Source organism: Saccharothrix sp. ST-888 (assembly GCF_000955975.1).
Classification (GTDB): Bacteria; Actinomycetota; Actinomycetes; order Streptomycetales; family Streptomycetaceae; genus Kitasatospora.
In genome coordinates, this window is record NZ_JYJF01000128.1 from 1 (window position 1) to 18,275 (window position 18,275).

The 18,275-nt window shown below is 70.2% G+C and carries 17 protein-coding genes and 1 tRNA gene; 7 read left to right on the forward strand and 11 right to left on the reverse strand.

Annotated elements, in window-relative coordinates:
• The 6 genes from UK12_RS28630 to UK12_RS28655 form a co-directional block, all read right to left on the reverse strand.
• A partial coding sequence (locus UK12_RS28630) for a hypothetical protein (RefSeq protein WP_052682222.1) occupies positions 1-854 on the reverse strand: 854 nt, incomplete at its 3' end.
• 324 nt (positions 855-1,178) lie between these two features.
• Positions 1,179-2,942: a relaxase/mobilization nuclease domain-containing protein gene (locus tag UK12_RS28635; protein ID WP_052682223.1), complete on the reverse strand. Its 1,764-nt coding sequence runs from the start codon at positions 2,940-2,942 to the stop codon at positions 1,179-1,181.
• Complete coding sequence (locus UK12_RS28640) at positions 2,939-3,679, reverse strand: plasmid mobilization protein (RefSeq protein ID WP_045306091.1); 741 nt, start codon at positions 3,677-3,679, stop codon at positions 2,939-2,941. Before UK12_RS28640 ends, UK12_RS28635 begins: the two co-directional genes overlap by 4 nt.
• Before the next feature lie 289 nt (positions 3,680-3,968).
• Positions 3,969-4,916, reverse strand: a complete 948-nt coding sequence (locus tag UK12_RS44595) for a DUF2637 domain-containing protein (RefSeq protein ID WP_045306092.1) — start codon at positions 4,914-4,916, stop codon at positions 3,969-3,971.
• 127 nt (positions 4,917-5,043) lie between these two features.
• Positions 5,044-5,757 carry an ATP-binding protein gene (locus UK12_RS28650; protein WP_197085243.1) on the reverse strand — a complete coding sequence of 238 codons (714 nt, stop codon included), beginning with the start codon at positions 5,755-5,757 and terminating at the stop codon, positions 5,044-5,046.
• Positions 5,754-6,812: a hypothetical protein gene (locus UK12_RS28655; RefSeq protein WP_045306093.1), complete on the reverse strand. Its 1,059-nt coding sequence runs from the start codon at positions 6,810-6,812 to the stop codon at positions 5,754-5,756. The genes UK12_RS28650 and UK12_RS28655 overlap by 4 nt, the downstream gene beginning before the upstream one ends.
• Positions 6,813-7,137: 325 nt before the next feature.
• Between UK12_RS28655 and UK12_RS36985 the strand changes: the two genes are divergently transcribed.
• The 5 genes from UK12_RS36985 (at position 7,138) to UK12_RS28675 (ending at position 11,968) form a co-directional block, all read left to right on the forward strand.
• A complete protein-coding gene (locus UK12_RS36985; protein WP_052682224.1) occupies positions 7,138-7,701 on the forward strand; it encodes a helix-turn-helix domain-containing protein in 564 nt (187 codons plus the stop codon).
• 240 nt (positions 7,702-7,941) lie between these two features.
• Complete coding sequence (locus tag UK12_RS44600) at positions 7,942-8,067, forward strand: hypothetical protein (RefSeq protein ID WP_269432050.1); 126 nt, start codon at positions 7,942-7,944, stop codon at positions 8,065-8,067.
• A 253-nt stretch (positions 8,068-8,320) separates the two neighbouring features.
• Positions 8,321-8,542, forward strand: a complete 222-nt coding sequence (locus tag UK12_RS28665) for an excisionase family DNA-binding protein (RefSeq protein ID WP_045306094.1) — start codon at positions 8,321-8,323, stop codon at positions 8,540-8,542.
• Entirely contained in the window at positions 8,542-9,705 is a 1,164-nt protein-coding gene (locus UK12_RS28670) for a tyrosine-type recombinase/integrase (RefSeq protein WP_045306095.1), read from the forward strand. Before UK12_RS28665 ends, UK12_RS28670 begins: the two co-directional genes overlap by 1 nt.
• A 436-nt stretch (positions 9,706-10,141) precedes the next feature.
• Positions 10,142-11,968 carry a DUF262 domain-containing protein gene (locus tag UK12_RS28675; RefSeq protein ID WP_045306096.1) on the forward strand — a complete coding sequence of 609 codons (1,827 nt, stop codon included), beginning with the start codon at positions 10,142-10,144 and terminating at the stop codon, positions 11,966-11,968.
• 57 nt (positions 11,969-12,025) lie between these two features.
• Here UK12_RS28675 and UK12_RS41710 read toward each other — a convergent pair whose 3' ends face one another.
• Positions 12,026-12,547 carry a hypothetical protein gene (locus UK12_RS41710; protein ID WP_197085244.1) on the reverse strand — a complete coding sequence of 174 codons (522 nt, stop codon included), beginning with the start codon at positions 12,545-12,547 and terminating at the stop codon, positions 12,026-12,028.
• Between the two features lie 365 nt (positions 12,548-12,912).
• Positions 12,913-12,986, reverse strand: a tRNA-Gly gene (locus UK12_RS28685).
• A 382-nt stretch (positions 12,987-13,368) separates the two neighbouring features.
• On the opposite strand from UK12_RS28685, the gene UK12_RS28690 reads away from it, so the two are divergent.
• Both UK12_RS28690 and dcd read left to right on the forward strand, forming a co-directional pair.
• Positions 13,369-13,590, forward strand: coding sequence for a hypothetical protein (locus UK12_RS28690; RefSeq protein ID WP_045306097.1), 222 nt, complete (start codon positions 13,369-13,371; stop codon positions 13,588-13,590).
• Positions 13,591-13,714: 124 nt separating this feature from the next.
• Positions 13,715-14,290, forward strand: coding sequence for a dCTP deaminase (gene dcd, locus UK12_RS28695; RefSeq protein WP_045306098.1), 576 nt, complete (start codon positions 13,715-13,717; stop codon positions 14,288-14,290).
• Positions 14,291-14,363: 73 nt separating this feature from the next.
• On the opposite strand, the gene UK12_RS28700 is transcribed toward dcd, so the two are convergent.
• The 3 genes from UK12_RS28700 to UK12_RS28710 all read right to left on the reverse strand — a co-directional run bounded on the left by UK12_RS28700 (position 14,364) and on the right by UK12_RS28710 (position 17,810).
• Positions 14,364-15,257, reverse strand: a complete 894-nt coding sequence (locus UK12_RS28700; protein WP_045306099.1) for a metal-dependent hydrolase — start codon at positions 15,255-15,257, stop codon at positions 14,364-14,366.
• A gap of 211 nt (positions 15,258-15,468) precedes the next feature.
• Complete coding sequence (locus UK12_RS28705; protein ID WP_052682225.1) at positions 15,469-16,491, reverse strand: Yip1 family protein; 1,023 nt, start codon at positions 16,489-16,491, stop codon at positions 15,469-15,471.
• A 170-nt stretch (positions 16,492-16,661) separates the two neighbouring features.
• Positions 16,662-17,810 (reverse strand): sugar phosphate nucleotidyltransferase, encoded by a 1,149-nt coding sequence (locus UK12_RS28710; protein WP_045306100.1) that lies wholly within the window; start codon positions 17,808-17,810, stop codon positions 16,662-16,664.
• Positions 17,811-18,275 lie beyond the last annotated feature (465 nt).

The window sequence follows — 18,275 nt, forward strand, 5'->3', positions numbered from 1 at the left end:
GAGTCCCCGGCCCCCCAGAGCCGGCGGACGGCACCGTGCCGAATCACCTCCGGTTCCCTCCGGTGCTCGACTCCGGGCCGCTCCAAGGGGTCCCAGGACAAGCTGGTCGCCCAGCGGCCACGCCGGTCCACGAGGTTGTAGCGGGAGACGAGACCGGCCAGCAGGGTGGTGGCGTCGTCCGAGATCGGGGGGACCGCTGCCAGTGCACGCCGTTCGTTCGCGGTGAGGCCGTGGTCCACCGTGAGATAGGGGTGCAAGGGCTTGCAGATGCGCTTCTTGCCGCGTTGGCATGCGGCGGGGTCTCCGGTGATGGTCAGCAGTGCACCGGTAGGCAGATGGCGAAGGCGGAGGGAGCGCTGCCCATGACACGTGTAGCTGACCTCGTGCCGTAGTCCAGGAACACCACGCGAGTCGACCCCCGCGGTGGGCAACAGCCGGGTGGCCACGTTCTCCGGGGCGCGCTCTGCCACCATCACCAGCTGGTCCCGGCGGGGCGACATCACCGGGTCATACGAGGCGACAACCGCATAACCCCACCTCGCAGTCGGACCGGTGTACACGTTGCCGTTGAATAGCGCCAGCGCCAGCAACGCCCGGAAGGCGCGCTGGTCGTCCGAGCAGTGGTCCAGGCCAAGCTGGTGGGTGTCATCGTTGATCCCAGACTGGGCGGCGGCCTTGCTCTCCCCGGTGTACTCGACGCGGAGCGGGACCCGCTCTGCAGGCGCCATGGTGTGGATAGGCAGTGCACCCAACTCGTGTGCGGCGAGCAATCGTGCCTGCTGAAAGGGGATCGTGTCCCCCGACTCGCGCTGAATGCAGCGTGTGCGCTTATTGATGTCCCTGTCGAGCGTCATATCCGGCTCCTGGTGGGCGCGACTCAGTGCTCCCGCTCACTGCGCCCCATCGGAGGAACGGCAGTTCTCAATCACGCGCGCCCGACGGCACTTTGCGCCCTCAACCCTGGGTGACTGCGGGAGGACCCAGGTCCGACGTAACGGCGAGCGTGGTCGCCTGGGCCAAAGCATACGCCTTGAGCGTGTGGGCTACATCATGAACTGGCTACCTCTGCCGCTCCGTTACCGGAGGCCCGGTAGCCCCTTGTCGCGTCAAGTTCGTTGCCTCCCGCAGCCCTCCTGCCGCCTATCAGGTCGCCGAGCTGTTTGCCGCCGGGACTGCGGTTACCGCCCTGACCGGCCGTTGTTGCTGGGCACGGGCGGTGCCGGCGGCCCGTGCGGCGGGGTGGTCGTGGTCATTGCGGGGGTGGTGTATCGCGTGGCGGTCCTGGACAGGGCTGCGCGGGTGCGCAGTTCGTCGGGGGTGGCGGTTGGCGCGGGGGTGGGGAGGTGGGCGTCGCGGCGGATCCGCCAGGTGAGGACGGCGGCGGGCGAGTCAGCGGTCGCGAGTTCGCGTCGCCCGGCGGCATTGGTGAGCAGGGTGGTCGGGTTGTGGCCGGCGGCTTCGGCATGGGCGAGGGTGGCGGCGAGGGCTGCCCAGTTGTTCTCGGCGAGGAGCCGGGTGGCCTGGTCGGCGGGCAGGGTGCGGCGGACGGCGTCGGCCTGCCGGTCGTGGTCGGGCTTCGGGAGGAGTCGGCCTTCGAGGGTGAGGTGGGCGATCGGCTTGGCCGCGTGCCGGGTGTAGGCGGCGCGCAGGTGGTCGGCCGCCGTGTGGGCGGCGTCGGCCTGGTGGCGGTGGCCTTGGGCGGCGTGCCACTTGGCGATCACGATGGCGAGCAGGACGAGGCTGGTCAGGATCGTGGCGGCGGCCGTGCCGTCCTCGCCCCGGCCGGTGGCGGGTCCGGCGTAGAGGAGTTCGCGGGCGGCGGAGCGCATCGCGCGCAGGTCGGCGCCGGCGGCGCGGGTGTGGGCGATGCGGGTGTACTCCAGGGCCCGTGCGGCCTGGTGGAGTTCCTTCCTGCTGAGGGTCGGGCTGGTGGCGGCGAGCGTGTAGAGGACTTCGAGGCCGCCTCGGATCACCGCCTCCGCGCGGGCGGCGTCCTGGTCGTCGTCGAAGGCCGGGTAGGCGTGTTCGATGGTGGTGCTGGCCCGGTGGCGGCCGTCAGCGGACCAGGTCTGAGGGTCGGGCGTGGGGAAGGCGGGTTCGTCGACGCCGAGGGCGAAGCGCGCTTGGATCTTCGGCTGGGTGAGGTCGGAGGCGAGCTTGCTGCCGGAGAACCAGATCGGCCCGCTGTCGTCGCCGGTGGGGAGGGCGAACTTGTAGCCGGTCACGTCGCCGGAGGGCGCGCGGCGTACGGCGAGGAGCACGCCCTTCGCGGTGAGCCGGGCGGTGAACTCCTCCTCGTCCACGGCTCCGGCCAGGGCCTGGCGTACGGCGGTGCGCAGGCGGTCGCGGTCGGTGCCCTCCTGGCCGAGGCGCTGGGCCTTGTGCAGCTCCTTTCCCGTGGCGCGCTTGGGGATCGCGTCCCGGTACTCGCGGGTGCGGGTGTCGGAGAGGTCCTTGAGCCCGTACTCGCGTTCGATCTTGGTGAGTTCGGCTTCGACGCGGTACTGGTCGCCACGCAGGCGGGCCTGCGTGAGGTCGGCCCGGACGACGGTCGCGAGGATGTGGACGTGGTTGTCGGCGTGGCGCACGGCGACCCAGCGGCAGGCGTCCTCGTCGCCGTTGGGGGCGATGCCGGCGGCGGCCATGACGCGGCGGGCGATGGCGGCCCAGTCGTCGTCGCTGAGGATGCGGTCGCTCGGGTCGGCTCGGATCATGCGGTGGTAGACGTGGTTATTGATCTTCCTTCCGTACTGGACGACGTGGAGGTCGAGGGCGTCGCGGAGCTGTTCGAGGGTGGCGGACGGGCGGCGTCCGGGGTCGGGGGCGAAGCCGTCCCAGGAGGCGACGATGTGGGGGTCGGTGTGCTCGTTCGCCTTGCCGGGGCCGAACAGGTAGCGCAGCGCGCCGAGGGTGTCGCTGCCGTGGACAGCCTTGCTGATCAACCGCGCTTCGCCTTCGCCAGCCCCATCGCGGCGGTGTCGACTCCGGCGACGGCCCGCAGCCCTGCCTCGAAGGCGACGCGGACGGCGATGGCAGCTTCCTGGATCGCGGCGGGCCGGACATCGGCGCCCGAGTGGTAGGCGTGGGTGAGCTGGTTGAGGTTGTTCATCGCTCCGGCGTGCTGGCGACGGGTCGCCCGGAGTTCGTCGACGGCCGCATCCAGGCTCGCGTCCCGCCCGCCGAGGCCGACGCTGTCTTCGGAGAAGACCTTGCGGGCGAGGTAGTGCGCGACGGACAGTTTCGCGGCCTTCGCCCGGCTCTCGATCTCGGCTTTCTCTTCGGGGGTGACACGGAGGGAGACCTTGGTGTGCTTCGGGTTCTCGTCGTCACGGCGGCGACGCTTGGGCTTACGGCGCGCGTCGGCACGATCGGTGCGGGCGGTCGGTGCGGCGGGCGGCAGCTCGTCAGCGGCGGACGTGGGGACAAGGTTGGTGGGCTTCTCCTGGAGTGCCGCGCCCTCGCGGTGCTCCTGCGGTGTTGCCGTGCGCGCCCTCGCGTTCGGCAACACCACCTCGCCCGCGCCCTCCTGGGCGTGGGTGTCCGCGTCCGGGCCCCGATAAGGGGGCCGGATGCACTCGCTTGCTCCGCTGTTGTCGTGGAGGTGGTCAACTCCGATGCGGTCCTGGGAGCTTGCAGGCTTCCCGAACAGGCTGTTCAGGGTTCGGCGGGCGACGTTCACGCGTGTTGTTCCTCGGTGGCGGCTGGCGATTCGGGCTGGTGGGTGCGTGGGTGGGCAGTGTCCGGGCGGTTGCGGGTTTGGCCGTGCCGGAATTCGCGGGTATGGGCGGCGTGTCGGGCACGGTCTTCCCAGGACGGAGGGCCGTGCGGAACGACGTCCGCGGTGCGAGTCGAGTCCGGCCGGGTGCAGTGACCGGGCGGCGGTGGCCTTCTGCCGAGTGCGGCGGTGGGTCGGCAGAAGTCGGTGTCCGGCTGACCGACCGGGCCGGTCAGCCGGATACCAGGGTCGGTCAGTCGGCCTCGGGGTGCGGAGGGTTCTGTTCGTCGTCTTGCTCCTCGCGGAGCTTTCGCATCAGCTCGGTGAGGCGGGTACTGCCGAGCGGAAGGCCAGCGTCGCGGACGGCCTGTTCGACGATCGCGCGAGTGAGACGGCCCTCAGCGGCGACCGCCGCGCGACCCACCTCCAGCAGCCGCTCCATCGGCGCACCCGGCGGACGCCCGATCGGCTTGTACCCCGCCCCGGCGGCACCTTCGGCGGCTTCGGCCCGGGTTTCCGGGTCATCGGCCGGTTGGCCGTCTACTTCTGCCGGTTCGGGATCGGGCAGCGCGTCGCGCCACTCGGCGGGCAGCAGTCCGGCGGCGGACATGAGCGTCAGGAGCGCGTTCTCGTCGCTGCGGTCCTTCGCTCGTTCCGGCCGGAGCTCCGGTTCAGGGCGGGTGGTCACCGGTTCGGCAGAAGTCTCGGTGCGCGGAAGGGCGTTCTGCTCAGCGGTCGCGGTCGCGGTGTCGTGGCCGTGGCGGGCGATCAGGATGTAGAGGTGGACGGCGCCGCCGAGGGCGAGCGGGGCGAGGGTGGACAGGGTGCCGACGACGGTGTCGGTGAGCCTCAGCCCACTGCTGGTGGTGGGTAGTTGGTTGAGGCGGACGGCGTGCAGGGCGTTGGCCCAGACGCTGGTGGCGGTCGCTCCGGCGAAGAGCGTCCAGGCGTAGGCGCGGGCGGGCCAGTGGGCGTCGCGCAGGACGAGGAGGGCTAGGACGCCGTAGGCGATGAAGCCGTCGATGATGATCGGGAAGAGGTAGGTGAGCGGGCCGCGGACGTGGGTCGCGCCGGCCATCTGCCGCAGGGCGTCGTAGGACAGGACGAAGCCGAGGACGCCGAGCAGGGCGACGGCGAGGCGGTCCCAGAGGGTGACCCGGGCGGACGGGGTGTGGGCAGGGGGTATCGCGATGGTGGTCAAGGGTGGTGCTCCAGGGGTGGCCTCGCCGCATGCAGGTATGGCGAAGCGGCGAGGCGAGGGTGGGGTGAAGTTCGGGGAGGTCGGCGCACCGGCGCACTGGCCGGGGCTCACCGGGCACCGGCGCCGGTCAGGCGGCGCGTAGCCTGCGGCGGTCGGTGCCGGTGAGGATGGCGCGTTCGCACATCTCGGCGAGGCGGGAGGCGGTGCGGTCGCCGAGGGCGTTCTTGATGTCGCCGGGCGCCAGGTTGGTGGTGAAGATCGTCGGGAGCAGGTGCTCGTAGCGGTGGTCGACCAGCCGCAGAGTGAGTTCCTCGGTCCACTCGGACGCCTTGGCGGCGCCGAGGTCGTCGAGGACCAGCAGCGGGCTCGCCATCAGATCGCGCATCTCCCGTTCGAGGTCCGCGCCCTGGCGGGGCCGCTGGGACGCGTACAGCTCTGTGGCGGTGAGCTTGTTCCAGCGCAGACGCACCCCGGCCTTGAGCAGGCTGCGGATCGCCCCGTACGTCTGGTGGGTCTTGCCCGAGCCGGTGGGTCCGGCGATCAGGAGCGAGGGCCCCTGGGCGATGCCCAGGGTGCCGCCGGGGCCGGGTCGGCAGGCCAGGGTGACCTGCTGGACCCAGGTCGTGACCTCCGGCTGGTCGGCTTCGGCGAGGCGGTAGCGCGGCGGGATGCGCCGGTCGGCGAGCTCCAGCGCCGTGGAGGGCTGGCCAGTGTCGGGCAGCGGCCGGTCGGGGTCGATGCCCTTGGCGGCCAGCATCCGCTCCAGGCGCAGGACGGCGCCGGAGGCCGGCTGCGGGTCGCGACGCTCGTCCGTGCGGCGGGGGCTGGGCAGGCTGGTCACAGGTCCCCCTCGTAGTAGTCACGGGCGTCGGCCGGGTTGGTGAAGGGCCGGTACGGGGGCCGGGCAGCGCTCTGCCCGGCGCGGGTGGCCCCAGCGGGCTGGGCGTTGATCGCCTCGTGGACCATGCTCGGCAGCACGCTCGGGCTCATCGGCTTCGCCGCGTACAGCCGCAGCCCGGCGCGGATGTCGTCGTCGCTGGTGCCGCCGTCGAGCAGGTCCTTGATGACCTTGCCGAGGTGCCCGCGCACGTTGGCCGGTACCGGCTTCGGGCAGGTGGCGACGTACTCGGCCACCAGGTCGCCTGCGTTCACCGGCGGCTTGCCGGTGGGCGCGGCGACCAGGATCGGGCTGTCCCGGTCGGGTGCTGCCGACGAGGGTGCCGGGGTGGGCGCGGCGGCGCCGCCCCCTTTAGGGGTAGATCCATGGTCCACGGTCCATGGTCCAGGCACGACGTTCTCCGGAGCCCTCCGGAGGGACTCCGGAGAAGCCGTCTGACCTGCACTTTCGCTGGGAGCTGCCGCATTGGGCACCGGAAGGGCTACTGCGGGGGCGGTCTCGGCGTCGGCCGAGCGGGGCCGCTGGGCGGGGACGGTCTCCGCGAGGGTCGCGAGCGGTTCCGGAAGGCTCCGGAAGTTCTCCGGAGCCGGGCGCGCGCAGCCCTTGCCCTTGGCCTTGCACTTGCACTTGCACTTGCCGCACCAGCCGACAGGCTCGTGGACCGGGCAGGAGGGCAGGCGCGATGCGGTGGGGTGGGAGATCTTCTGGTGCTCGCGCCACTTGGTGACGTGCAGGTACTGGCGGCCGTCGCAGCCGGTGTACCGGCAGATCAGACCGGTCTCGGCGAGCTGACGAAGCTCATCCTCGGTGTCGAGCGCCGTGTGCTCGGGCCGCAGCGACCACAGAGCGCCGTTGAGGACCGCCGCGTTGTCGCGCTGGCGCCCCTCGTCGTCGGCCTGGGTGAGCAGGCAGACGAACGTGCGCTCGGCGGTCAGCGACACCGAGGCGAGGTCTTCCGAGACGGGGTACTCGGGCTTGATGGTGCGGATGCGCGCCATGGGCTCACCACCCCGCCTTCGGGGAGGAGGTGTGCGAGGCAGGTGCGCCGCAAGGGTGCGACGCCGTACGCTGGAGCACGTTGGTCCTTCCTCGGTGCGCATGGGCTGCAACCCTGCACCGTGGTCGATCGTCGTGGATGGGCGGTTTTGGGACCTTTCAGGCCCTCGGTGTTGGTAGCACCGGGGGCCTTCGGCCTTTTCGGGGCTAGCCACGCCAGTCGCGCCGCGATGCGGTTCGACTTGACATGCGTTTCCCTATGCATCACTATGGCACCCCGGCGGCACTAATGCAAGTCGCCTCAAGCCAGGATGCGAGGCGAATAGGATGCCCGGGAAGGACGAGCCCACGACCAGCCCGACCGATGGCCAGGCGGAGGAGGGGGCCTCCTCCGTCCTGAGCGAGGAGAACGCGGCCGAGCGTGTCCGCCTGGAGCGCGAACTCCGTGGCTGGAGCACCGGCGAGCTGGCCAAGCGCATGACCGAGGCCGGCTACCCGATCAACCAGTCGTCGGTCTGGCGCATCGAGAGCGGCGAACCGCGTCGGCGGATCAACCTCAACGAGGCAATCGGCTTCGCCAAGGTCTTCGACCTGGCCCTGGAGGACTTCCTCGGCCCGTCGACCTCGCCCGAAGAGAAGATCATGCAGGAACTCGCCGACCACGTGGTCCAGGGCTACCGCCTGACCGCGCAGGGCGCGGAATTCACGACCAAGGCCCTGGCCGCCGCCGAGAAGTACTGCCGGGACTTCCCCCACAACTGCAAGCGGCTACGCGGCAAGATCGCGATCGGCCTCTCCTTCGAATACCGCAAGCACGCGCCGACCCCGCTGGTCCAGGAATTCCTCAAGGGCGGCAAGATGCCCGCCGAGCCGGTCCACACCGAAGAGTGACCGGACCAGGCTGGCGCCCCCGCTGCGGCCGACCGCCTGTGAGGCCCGCTCAAGATCTTTTTTGGTAAAGAGCCGAAGCGCTCCTACCGTGCTCACCAGGCCCCGCCTGCCATTTTGGTACGGCCGGAATCCAGAGCTACTGTCACACCCCACGCGGCCACCAACCGCGCAACGCCCATCCACGATGATCGACCACGGTGCAGGGTTGCAGCCCGCCAGCCACCGAGGAAGGACCCGCGCGTGCCCGAGCTCCGCTCGACGCCAGACCAGCCTTTGCCGCGCCTGGCCACCGCCAAGCTGCCCACCGCGCGCTTGGCCACCTCCACCGCTGCAGCCGTCATCGGCACGGCGATCAGACCGATCTGACGGTCCCCTCCCCAGCTGCTGTCCGCAGAACCGCAGAGATGCCCTGCGCCCGGACACCGAGCAGCTTCTCCGCCGGCCTTCCGTACAGCGCCTACGGCAGGTTCGGCTCCTCCGCGACCTCGCCTTGCTGCCCAGGCTGGTCGCCCTTCCCCGTTCTCCCTCGGGAGTCGTCACCGCTCCCAACCGCCCATCCACGACACCGCCATGCGGTGAGCCCGGGTTGCAGCCCGCAGGCCACCGCGAGAGGACCCGCATGCCCGAGCAGTACCTCACTGTCGCCCAGGTCGCCGAGCGCCTGGGCACCAGCGAGCGCTTCCCCCGCCGCCTCATCGCCGAGCGCCGGATCGCCTTCGTCAAGATCGGCACCCACGTCCGGATCGCCGAGAGCGTCCTCAACGCGTACATCGAGTCCAGCACCGTCCCCGCCATCCGCCCGGTCCGCTCCGGTGCCCGTCGCTTCGGGAGGGCTGCCTGATGGCGAACAACTCCGGTCGCCGGCGCCGCTGGGGCTCCGTCCGCAAACTCCCCTCCGGCCGCTTCCAGGCCCGCTACCCCGGCCCCGATGGTGCCCTGCGCAACGCCGACGAGACGTTCGAGACCAAGGGCGACGCCGAAGCCTGGCTCGTGGAGACCGAGGCCGACATACGCCGCGGCGAGTGGCGAGACCCCAACGCCGGGGCCGTCAACTTCCTCCTCTACGCGACCGCTTGGATCGACGAGCGCGACCTTGCGCCGCTCACCGAAGAGCTGTACCGCCGACTCCTCCGCCTCCACATCGCGCCGACCTTCGGCGAGTCCGACGTGAAGGACATAACCGCTCCCCAGGTCCGTTCCTGGCGTGCCGCACTCCGCGCTCGCGGCATCAAGACCACCGCCGCCAAGTCGTACCGGCTGCTCAAGTCGATCATGGAGACCGCCGTCGACGACGAGCTGATCCGCCGCAACCCCTGCCGCATCAAGGGCGGCGGCAAGGAGAAGGCCGCCGAGCGCCCCCACGCGACCATCGAGCAGGTCCTCCAGCTCGCCGAGCTGATGGGCCCGCGCTGGCAGCTGATGGTGTTCATCGCGGCCTTCATGGCCCTGCGCCCGGAGGAGCAGGCCGAACTCCGCTGCCGCGACGTCGACCTGGAGAAGGGAGTCGTGTGGATTCGCCGCGCGGCACCCGAACTCTGCACCGGCGAACGGGCCGTGGGCGACCCCAAGACCGAGGCCGGCAAGCGCGCGCTCCGCATCCCGACCGAACTCCTCCCCGAGTTCGAGCGGCACCTGCGCTGGTACGCCCAGGAAGGAGACGACGGTCTGCTCTTCATCGGCGAGCGCGGCGCTCCGTTCCGGCGCTCGACCTTCGGCCGCAAGTGGCGCAAGGCCCGCGCGAAGCTCGGCATGGACGGCTTCCGCTTCTACGACCTGCGCCACACCGGCAACGTCCTCGCCGCCAGCACCGGCGCCAGCCTCCGGGACCTCATGGCCTTCATGGGCCACAACTCCCCCCGCGCCGCACTGATCTACCAGCACGCCACCGAGGAGCAGCAGACGAAGATCGCCAACGGCATCAGCGCCGCCGTCGTCGACATCCGCACTCGTCGCCGGCAACCGACTCCTACTGGTACGACCTCGGACATGCCTCGTCGGGCATAGCGTCCCCCGACACGTTGTCCCTGGCCCAGCCACCTGGGCCAGGGACAACGTGTATGGCCATCAATCGACGCAGGACGCCATCCCTTTGGTAAGAGCGGAGGCAGACGCCGAGTCATTGTCGGCTTGGAGTGGCGCAGGCTGAAGCCGTCTCGAGTGGTTGCGGAGCGCCAATGACCAAATGAATCGTCAGGTGCGTCGTATCCCCCGATCGATCACGATGCTGCCCTCCGGCGCGACTGAGGTGGCTCGGCGGGCATCACGAGCCGGATCGCCTATGTAGCTGGTCCATCCGCGTCTGGCTCTGCTCAACCAAGCTGGCCAAAGGGCAAACAGCGGCGATCACTGACATGCATGTCTAGTTTCAGAACCGACCTCGTGGTCGCTCGACCACCCGATAATCTCTCGGCAGCGTTCAGCGTCGAGGAGGGGACGGATCGTGCCGGAGCAAGCATTCGGGATCGACAAGATCCAGCTGGTCAACCTGCTGCGGAGGGTGGCCGAGGGCGAGGCGCAGCTGCCGGAGTTCCAGCGCGGCTGGGTGTGGCCGGACCACAACATCATCGGCCTGCTCGCCTCGATCTCCCGCGGCTACCCGGTCGGCACCCTGATGCTGCTGCAGACCGGCGGTGACGTCCGCTTCAAGTACCGCCCGGTCGAGGGCGCCACCCCGCCGCCGCACACCCGACCGGACACCCTGATCCTCGACGGTCAGCAGCGGATGACCTCGCTCTTCCAGTCGCTCGTGCTCGGCAAGCCGGTCGAGACTCAGAACCAGCGGAAGCAGCCGATCTCCGGCTGGTTCTACGTCGACATGGTCAAGGCCCTCGACCCCCAGGTGGACCGCGAGGACGCCATCCGCCTGCTGCCGGCGGACCGCGTGGTCCGCAGCTTCCGGGGCGATCCGATCGAGGACTGCTCGACCCCGGAGAAGGAGTACGAGGCCCGACTCTTCCCGCTCTCCAAGCTCTTCGACAACCGTGACTGGAGCTACGGCTACGAGGACTACTGGAAGGCGCGCGGCCAGGACGGACGCAAGTGGTGGCGGGACTTCGAGGAGACGTTCGTCCGCCCCTTCGAGCTCTACCAGGTCCCGGTGATCGAACTCGGAAAGCAGACCGAGCGCCAGGCCGTCTGCCAGGTGTTCGAAAAGGTCAACACCGGCGGTGTCACTCTCACCGTCTTCGAACTACTCACCGCCACCTACGCCGCGGACGAGTTCGACCTGCGCGACCACTGGGACAACAAGGTCCGGGCGGCCTGGAAAGCACCCGAGTACCGCGTGCTCAAGGAGGTGTCCAACACCGACTTCCTGCAAGCCGTCACGCTGATGGCGACGGCCGCCCGGCGGGACCAGGCTGCCGAGACCGGAATCGACGAGGAACGGCTGACCCGGATCGGCTGCAAACGCAAGGACATGCTGGAGCTTGACCTGACCGAGTACAAACACTTCGAGCCCCTGGTCGTCCAAGGCTTCAAGGACGCCGCCAAGTTCCTCCGCCAGCAGTACCTCTTCGACACCAAGTTCCTGCCCTACGGCACCCAGCTGATCCCGCTCGCCGCGATCCTCAGCGTGCTCGGCGAGCACGCCCAACCGGCCGGCGCCCAACAGAAGCTGGCCCGCTGGTACTGGTGCGGTGTGTTCGGCGAGCTGTACGGCGGCTCGACGGAGACCCGGTTCAGCCACGACCTGCCCGAGACGGTGGACTGGGTCCGCGGCACCGGACCTGAACCCCGCACCGTGCGCGACGCCCGGTTCAGCGCAAGCCGGCTGCTGACGCTGCGCACCCGCAACAGCGCTGCCTACAAGGGGATTTACGCCCTGCTGATGAAGGAGGGCGCCGCGGACTGGCGAACCGGTGAGAAGGCCGAGATCACCGAGTACTTCGCGGAGGCCGTGGACATCCACCACATCTTCCCTCAGGCGTGGTGCGAGCGGGAGAACATCCCCCGGGGCAACTACAACTCGATCGTCAACAAGACCCCACTGACCGGACGCACCAACCGGATCATCGGTGGAGTGGCGCCCTCCGCCTATCTCCCCAGGCTCGCCAAGAACGCCGAGGTGGAGGCAGACACCGTGGCCGAGCACATCCGCACCCACCTGGTCGATCCTGCGCTGCTCGCCAAGGACGACTTCGTGGGCTTCTTCGAAGCCCGGCAGCGGGCCCTCGTCGAGGCAATCGAGAAGGTCACGGGCAAGGCGGTCGTCACGGAAGACGGGTACCCCACCACCGATCCGGTAGACGACAGCGACGAAGACTGACCGCTAGCCAAGAGCTCCGCGGCCTCCCGCCAGCGATCATCCCGAGACTCGACAACCTCAGCCCGGCCAGCTTCTACCCGCTGGCCGGGCTTCTCGCCGTTCAGCACGGCTGACGTGTGGACAGAGTCGGCGCTGCTCGTAGGCACCAGTGACGCCAGCACCGACAGCAGCCCAGAAGCCTCGCGATTCGGCGAAGTGGCCTCCCAACGTGTGCCACGCCAGGCCCGGGTACTCGGCACGCAAGGCGGCCAAGCCAGCGGAAGCGAGCCCGCATCGCTCGAACTCGGGTACCGTGTAAGGCTGTTCTACCCACCCGAGCCCGCACTCGCGGCAGACCTGGTAGTCGACCCCGAACGCGAACTCCCCGTCCGAGTACGCGGTGCGCTGCCGCCAACCCGACCGCTCGCCCGATGCTTCGTCGCGCCAGGGCATGTCCAACTCCGCAGTGACCGAACGGGTCAGCCGCCAGCAACCGAGCCACCGCAGCAGCCCGTGTCGCTCCTGCCCGGACGAACGTCCGACCTCGTGAGCGCGCTGCGCGAGCAGCCGAGCCGCATGCTGCGCGTCCGTCATCGCCATGCCCCCATCGTGCCTCTCTTCGTTTGCCGCAGGCGGGTTTCACGCCGACCAGCAGCTGGTCAGCACACGGCCGGGACCAGGGCCGGCCCGACGCCCGGAGCGGACTGGCGACTTATTGAGCAGCCACAAAGAAGGCGGAACCGGCCGCACGTTCGCACGCACTCGCACCCCGTCAGCCGAAAGTGGCCCAAGTCACAAGAAATTGATCTCAGCATCCGAGATCGTCTTCCATGGAGCCGGGAAGCGTCGGCGATGGCCAAGGTTCGCGCCACTCAAGGCGCCTTCTGGCACGAATCTGGCACGGCCACCCTGGATTGGCCTAGACAACAACAAAGCCGCAGGTCGCTGACCTGCGGCTTTACTGCTGGAGCGGGCGACGAGAATCGAACTCGCGCTATAAGCTTGGGAAGCTCATGTTCTACCATTAAACTACGCCCGCCTGATGAGCCGTCAGCGACTGCTCGATCGTTCCACACTCTACCCCATCCGAGGGGGTGCCCGGGCATGGCGTGAACGCGGCGCCGGGTCGATGCGCGCGGGTGGCGCGAGGCGTACTGTGTGGGCCGTTCTGCTGGGCCGGGTGGGGCGGCGAGCCTCCGCGTGGAATGTCCGGAACATCCCCTAATGTGTCGCTGTCCTGGGCGTGGCACACGCGGATACCGGCCACTGGCACGGCAGTTCCGCAGAGGCGACGGTTCCCCCAGGGACGCAGGACCTCAGGACCGCAGGAACAGCAGGAACAGCAGGAACAGCAGGAACAGCAGCAGTGCAGCGCTGCCGCCGGAGCGGCGCGAGTACGGGGAAGAATGGGAAGGGGATCGATGGAGCAGCGCACCGTCGTTCGTTGTGCCGAGGGGCACCTGTTCAGCACCAGCACGTTCCCGATGCAGCAGCTCGGCCCCCGGCGGCTCGGTCCCGGCAGACTGATCCGCTGTCCGCAGTGCGGACGGCTGCGCAGTTCGGTACCGGCCGACGTGAACGAGCTGTCGGCGCCGCAGCTGGCCCGCGCGCTGGAGCTGGAGGCCGCTCCGTTCCTGGCCTGAGCGCCCTTCCTGGCTTGAGCGCCGATCCTGAGCGCCGGGCCGGAGAGGTGTCGCAGGGCAGGGCGGAGCACGTGGGCCCCGGTCGGATTCGGCCGGGGCCCACGTGTGCACGTACTCTCGAAGCGTGCTGCTCTCTGACAAGGACATCCGTACTGAGATCGACAAGGGCCGGGTCAAGATCGACCCGTTCGACCCTGCCATGGTCCAGCCCTCCAGCATCGACGTCCGGCTGGATCGTTTCTTCCGGGTGTTCGAGAACCACCGTTACCCGCACATCGACCCCTCAGAGGAGCAGCCGGACCTGACGCGGCTGGTCGAGCCGGAGGGCGACGACGCGTTCATCCTGCACCCGGGCGAGTTCGTGCTGGCCTCGACGTACGAGGTGATCACGCTCCCGGACGACGTCGCCTCCCGGTTGGAGGGCAAGTCGAGCCTCGGACGGCTCGGGCTGCTGACGCACTCCACGGCGGGCTTCATCGACCCCGGTTTCAGCGGGCACGTCACGCTGGAGCTGTCGAACGTGGCGACTCTCCCGATCAAGCTCTACCCGGGCATGAAGATCGGCCAGCTCTGCCTGTTCCGGCTCTCCTCGCCGTCCGAGCACCCGTACGGCTCGCAGCGGTACGGCTCCCGCTACCAGGGCCAGCGCGGCCCGACGCCCTCGCGCTCGCACCTGAACTTCCACCGCACCCAGGTGTGACACCGCCGCATCCTGGTGTGACACCGAACCTGAGGGGGCGTACGGACTGAACCGTACGCCCCCTCCGCCGTGTTCAGGCCCGCTTTGGCCGGGTGACCGCGACCAGCTCGCTGCCGTCCTCGGAGAGCAGCAACTCGGTACGCAGCTCGGCCAGTTCGCCGAGGTGGTGCAGGTGGGTGCCGCCGCAGAAGATCTCGGCCGGGCCGGCCGGGAGCTCGCAGCGCCAGCGGCGGCGGGCGGTCAGCTCGGGGCCCGGTACCTCGATCCGGACGGCGGCGTCGGCCGCGACCCAGGCGGCGAGCTGGGCGTTGACGGCCTCGGTGAGCGCGGGGATCGCCTCGGCCAGTGCGGGGTACTCCTCGGTGGCCTCCGCCGTGAAGCCCTTCTTGCGCAGGGACTTGCCGAGCCGGTAGGTGTCCGTGCTGGCCTCGGTGTCCATCACCGAGGAGGCCATGGCGAGGCTGTCGAAGTCGGGGTTGCCGAAGGCGTCGGCCCGGCCCGGGTCCTTGCGCCAGCGCGGGGCCAGGGCGGCGTTCAGGGCGAGCGCGAGCAGGTGGCAGCCGCTGTGGGAGGCGGAGAGCAGGGCGCGGCGCCCGGCGTCCACCCGCAGTTCGGCGACCTGGCCGACCGCCCCGGCCGGCTCCGTCCCGACCACGTGCAGCACCAGCCAGGACCACTCCTCGTCGCCCCGCCGCACCGGGATGTCGGCGCCGACCAGCAGCTCGCCGCCCTCGGGGCCGACAGCGCCGGTCAGGCAGTCCACCACCGGGTGGGTGACGCCGCCGACGGTGAGTTCACCGAGGTCGGCGGGCTGGTCGGGCCAGGTGTGGTCGAGCGGGTGGAACGGGGTCGCCTCGGTGACCACGGCGTACCGGCCGTCGGCCAGCGCGTGCACGGCGAGCACGGACGACTCACCGCTCACCTCCCCGGCCGGGAAGCTGACGTGGGTGGTGGGCAGGACGGTCATTCGATGGCTCCGTGCACGGGGAGTGAGTGAGTCCGAGAAGTCCGGGAGGACACATGCGGACCGGACATGTTCGAAAGGAACGCTGAAGAAACGCTGGTGGGGCAAGCGGGCCGGTGGACGGCGGGCTCGGACGGAAGCTGGGCAGTGCCACCCTAATCCGGACACCGGCCCGGACACCGGCCCGGGCACCGCCCGAGCGGTCCGCCCCGGCTCAGCCCAGCGTCGGCAGCTTGATCAGCACCAGCAGCGCCAGCAGCTGCACCGCCGCCGCGCCCGCCGCCTTGCCCCAGGGCAGGTCGTGCAGTCGGCGCACCATGGTGGTCAGCAGGAAGGCGCAGAACAGCCAGGTCGCCCAGCCGAGCACCTGCACCACCGGGTTGCTCGCGGGCAGGAAGAGCGCGAACAGCAGCCGTGGCGCGTCCGTGGTCCAGCCGATCAGTACCGCCAGGCCCACCGTCGACTGCCAGGGTCCGTCGCCGCCGAACTGCCGGGCCAGCGCGTACGTCACCGCGCCGAGCATGCCCCCGGCCAGGGTGAACCCGATCGCCGCCGCCACGATCGCCCAGGCGGCGACCGAGAAGGTGGAGTTGACCACGTCGTTGTGAGTGGCTCCCATGCCGAGCACGGCGAGCACGCCGTAGATCAGCGAGACGGAGAGCGCGGGCAGCCACACCTGGTGGTCGCGCATCCGGTCGAAGGTCTTGGACGGCTCCCGGTACATGCCCGCCAGCAGCTGCTTCCACGGCAGCCGCGGGCCGCCGGCGTGCGGCGCGGCCTGGCCGCCGGCCCGGTAGACGGCGACGTTGTCCTGTGCGGGGTAGCCCTGCTCGTCGTAACCCGGCCCGTAGCCCTGCTGCCGGCCCTGGTCCCGGTAGTCCTGCCCGTACGGCTCCTGCTGCCCGTACGGCTGCTGCTCGTAGGGCTGCTGGTACGGCGGCTCGCCGTACGGGTACGGCTGCTCGCCGACGGCGAAGGCCCGGGTGTGCCCCGGCTCGTCCGACCCCGGCGCACCCGCGTGCGCCGTCGGCCCGCCGGGGCCCGCCTCGCCCCGATAGCCATCGTGCGGCCCGGTGAAGAACTCGGGCTGCCCGGACGCGTACAGCGGCTCGTCCTGCTGCCCACGCCCGTACTGCCCCGCGTGCGCCCGCGCGCCCGAAGGCCCACCGGGCGCCGCCGGCCAGCCCTGTCGGGGGTCTGCGGCGCCCTGTCCGTTGTCGTATCCGTTGCCAGCCACGCATCGACGTTACCCGGTGCGGCTGACCGGGCGTCGGTTGATCAACAGGTCGACGAGAGATTGCAGCATCGCTGTGACACGCCGACGGCCCACCGGTCACTCACCGGCCGCCCACCGGCCGCCCAGCAGGCAGACCCGCCGGCCCACGGACCACCCGGCCGCCCCGTGCCCTACCGCTGCGCGCCGACCGACGGAGCGTGCACGACGGCCGCCGAGGTCTCCCCGGCCGGGCACCCGCCGGGGCCCGCCGTGGTGCGGACCGCGCCGACCGGCAGCAGGGTGCCGCAGGCGATCCGGATCCCGTTGGGGAGCTCGTTGTCGGACTCGACGATCGCGCCGTCCCCGATCACGGCGCCGTCGAGCGCCGTGCGCGCCCCGATCGTCGCGTACGCGCCGACGATGGAGTCCTTGACGAAGGCGTCCGCGCCGATCACCGCGCCCGGCAGGATCACACTGCCCTCGACGATCGCACCGGACTCGACCACCGAACCCTCGGAGACCACCGTGCCGGAGCTGAGCACCGCGCCGGGGTGGACCTCGGCGTCGGGCAGCAGCAGGGCCTCGCCGATCGGCCCCGGCACAGCCGGGGAGTCGACCTTGCCGAGCACCAGGTCGGCCGAGCCGCGCACGAAGGCCGCCGGAGTGCCCAGGTCGAGCCAGTACGAGGTGTCGACCACACCGCGCAGCAGGGCGCCGGTGGACAGCAGCTCGGGGAAGGTCTCGCGCTCGACCGAGACCTCGCGGCCGGTCGGGATGCGGTCGATCACCGATCGGGTGAAGACGTAGCACCCGGCGTTGATCTGGTCGGTGACGATCTGCTCGGGGGTCTCGGGCTTCTCCAGGAACTCCAGCACCCGCCCGTCCGCGTCGGTCGGCACCAGGCCGAAGGCGCGCGGGTCCTCGACCCGGGTGAGGTGCAGGGTGACGTCGGCCCCGGCGGCCACGTGGCCGTCGCGCAGGGCGGCGATGTCCACGCCGGAGAGGATGTCACCGTTGAAGACCAGGACCGGCTCGTCCGGGCCGCAGGTGAGGCCGGTGGCGGCGTTGCGGATCGCGCCGCCGGTACCCAGCGGCTCCTTCTCGGTGAGGTAGACCAGCTCGATGCCGTACGGGCTGCCGTCCTTGAAGTGGTCGACGAAGACCTCGGCGAGGTACGAGGTGGCCAGCACCACCCGCGTGACACCGGCGGCGGCCGCGCGGGCCAGCTGGTGGGCGATGAAGGGCACGCCGGCGACGGGCAGCATCGGCTTGGGGGTGTGGGTGGTCAGCGGGCGCAGTCGTGTGCCCTTACCGCCGACCAGCATGATCGCCTCGGTCATGGTCCGCGATTCTCCCCTTGTTCCGGTGTGGTGGCCGTTCCGCTGGTGACCCGGCCGGTTTCGTGGCCGGTGTCGCCATTCGGTGACATCTGACGTGTGACGTGTGACGTCCGACGTGGACGTGACTGCTCATCGGCCCCGTACAGGGCCCGTCAAGCGCCTACTGTATTTCGTTCCAAAGCAGGCCTGTTCCAGTGGCTGCTTGATCCTTATCACTGGATCATCGAAGTACCCCACAGACGATCGACCGGACGCTTAAACGAACATTAACGAAAGCCAAAGATCGTGTCCGGCAGAATGCGTTCGGCCCCCACTCCGGGCGGAGTGGGGGCCGAACATCAGCCGAACTTCAACGGTCGCGCTTCAGGCTCAGACCTCGGCCGGCTCCGGCTCGGTGGGCTGGGCCTTGACCGAGTCGAGCAGCAGCTGGGCGACGTCGACCACCTTCAGGTGCTCCTTGGCGGC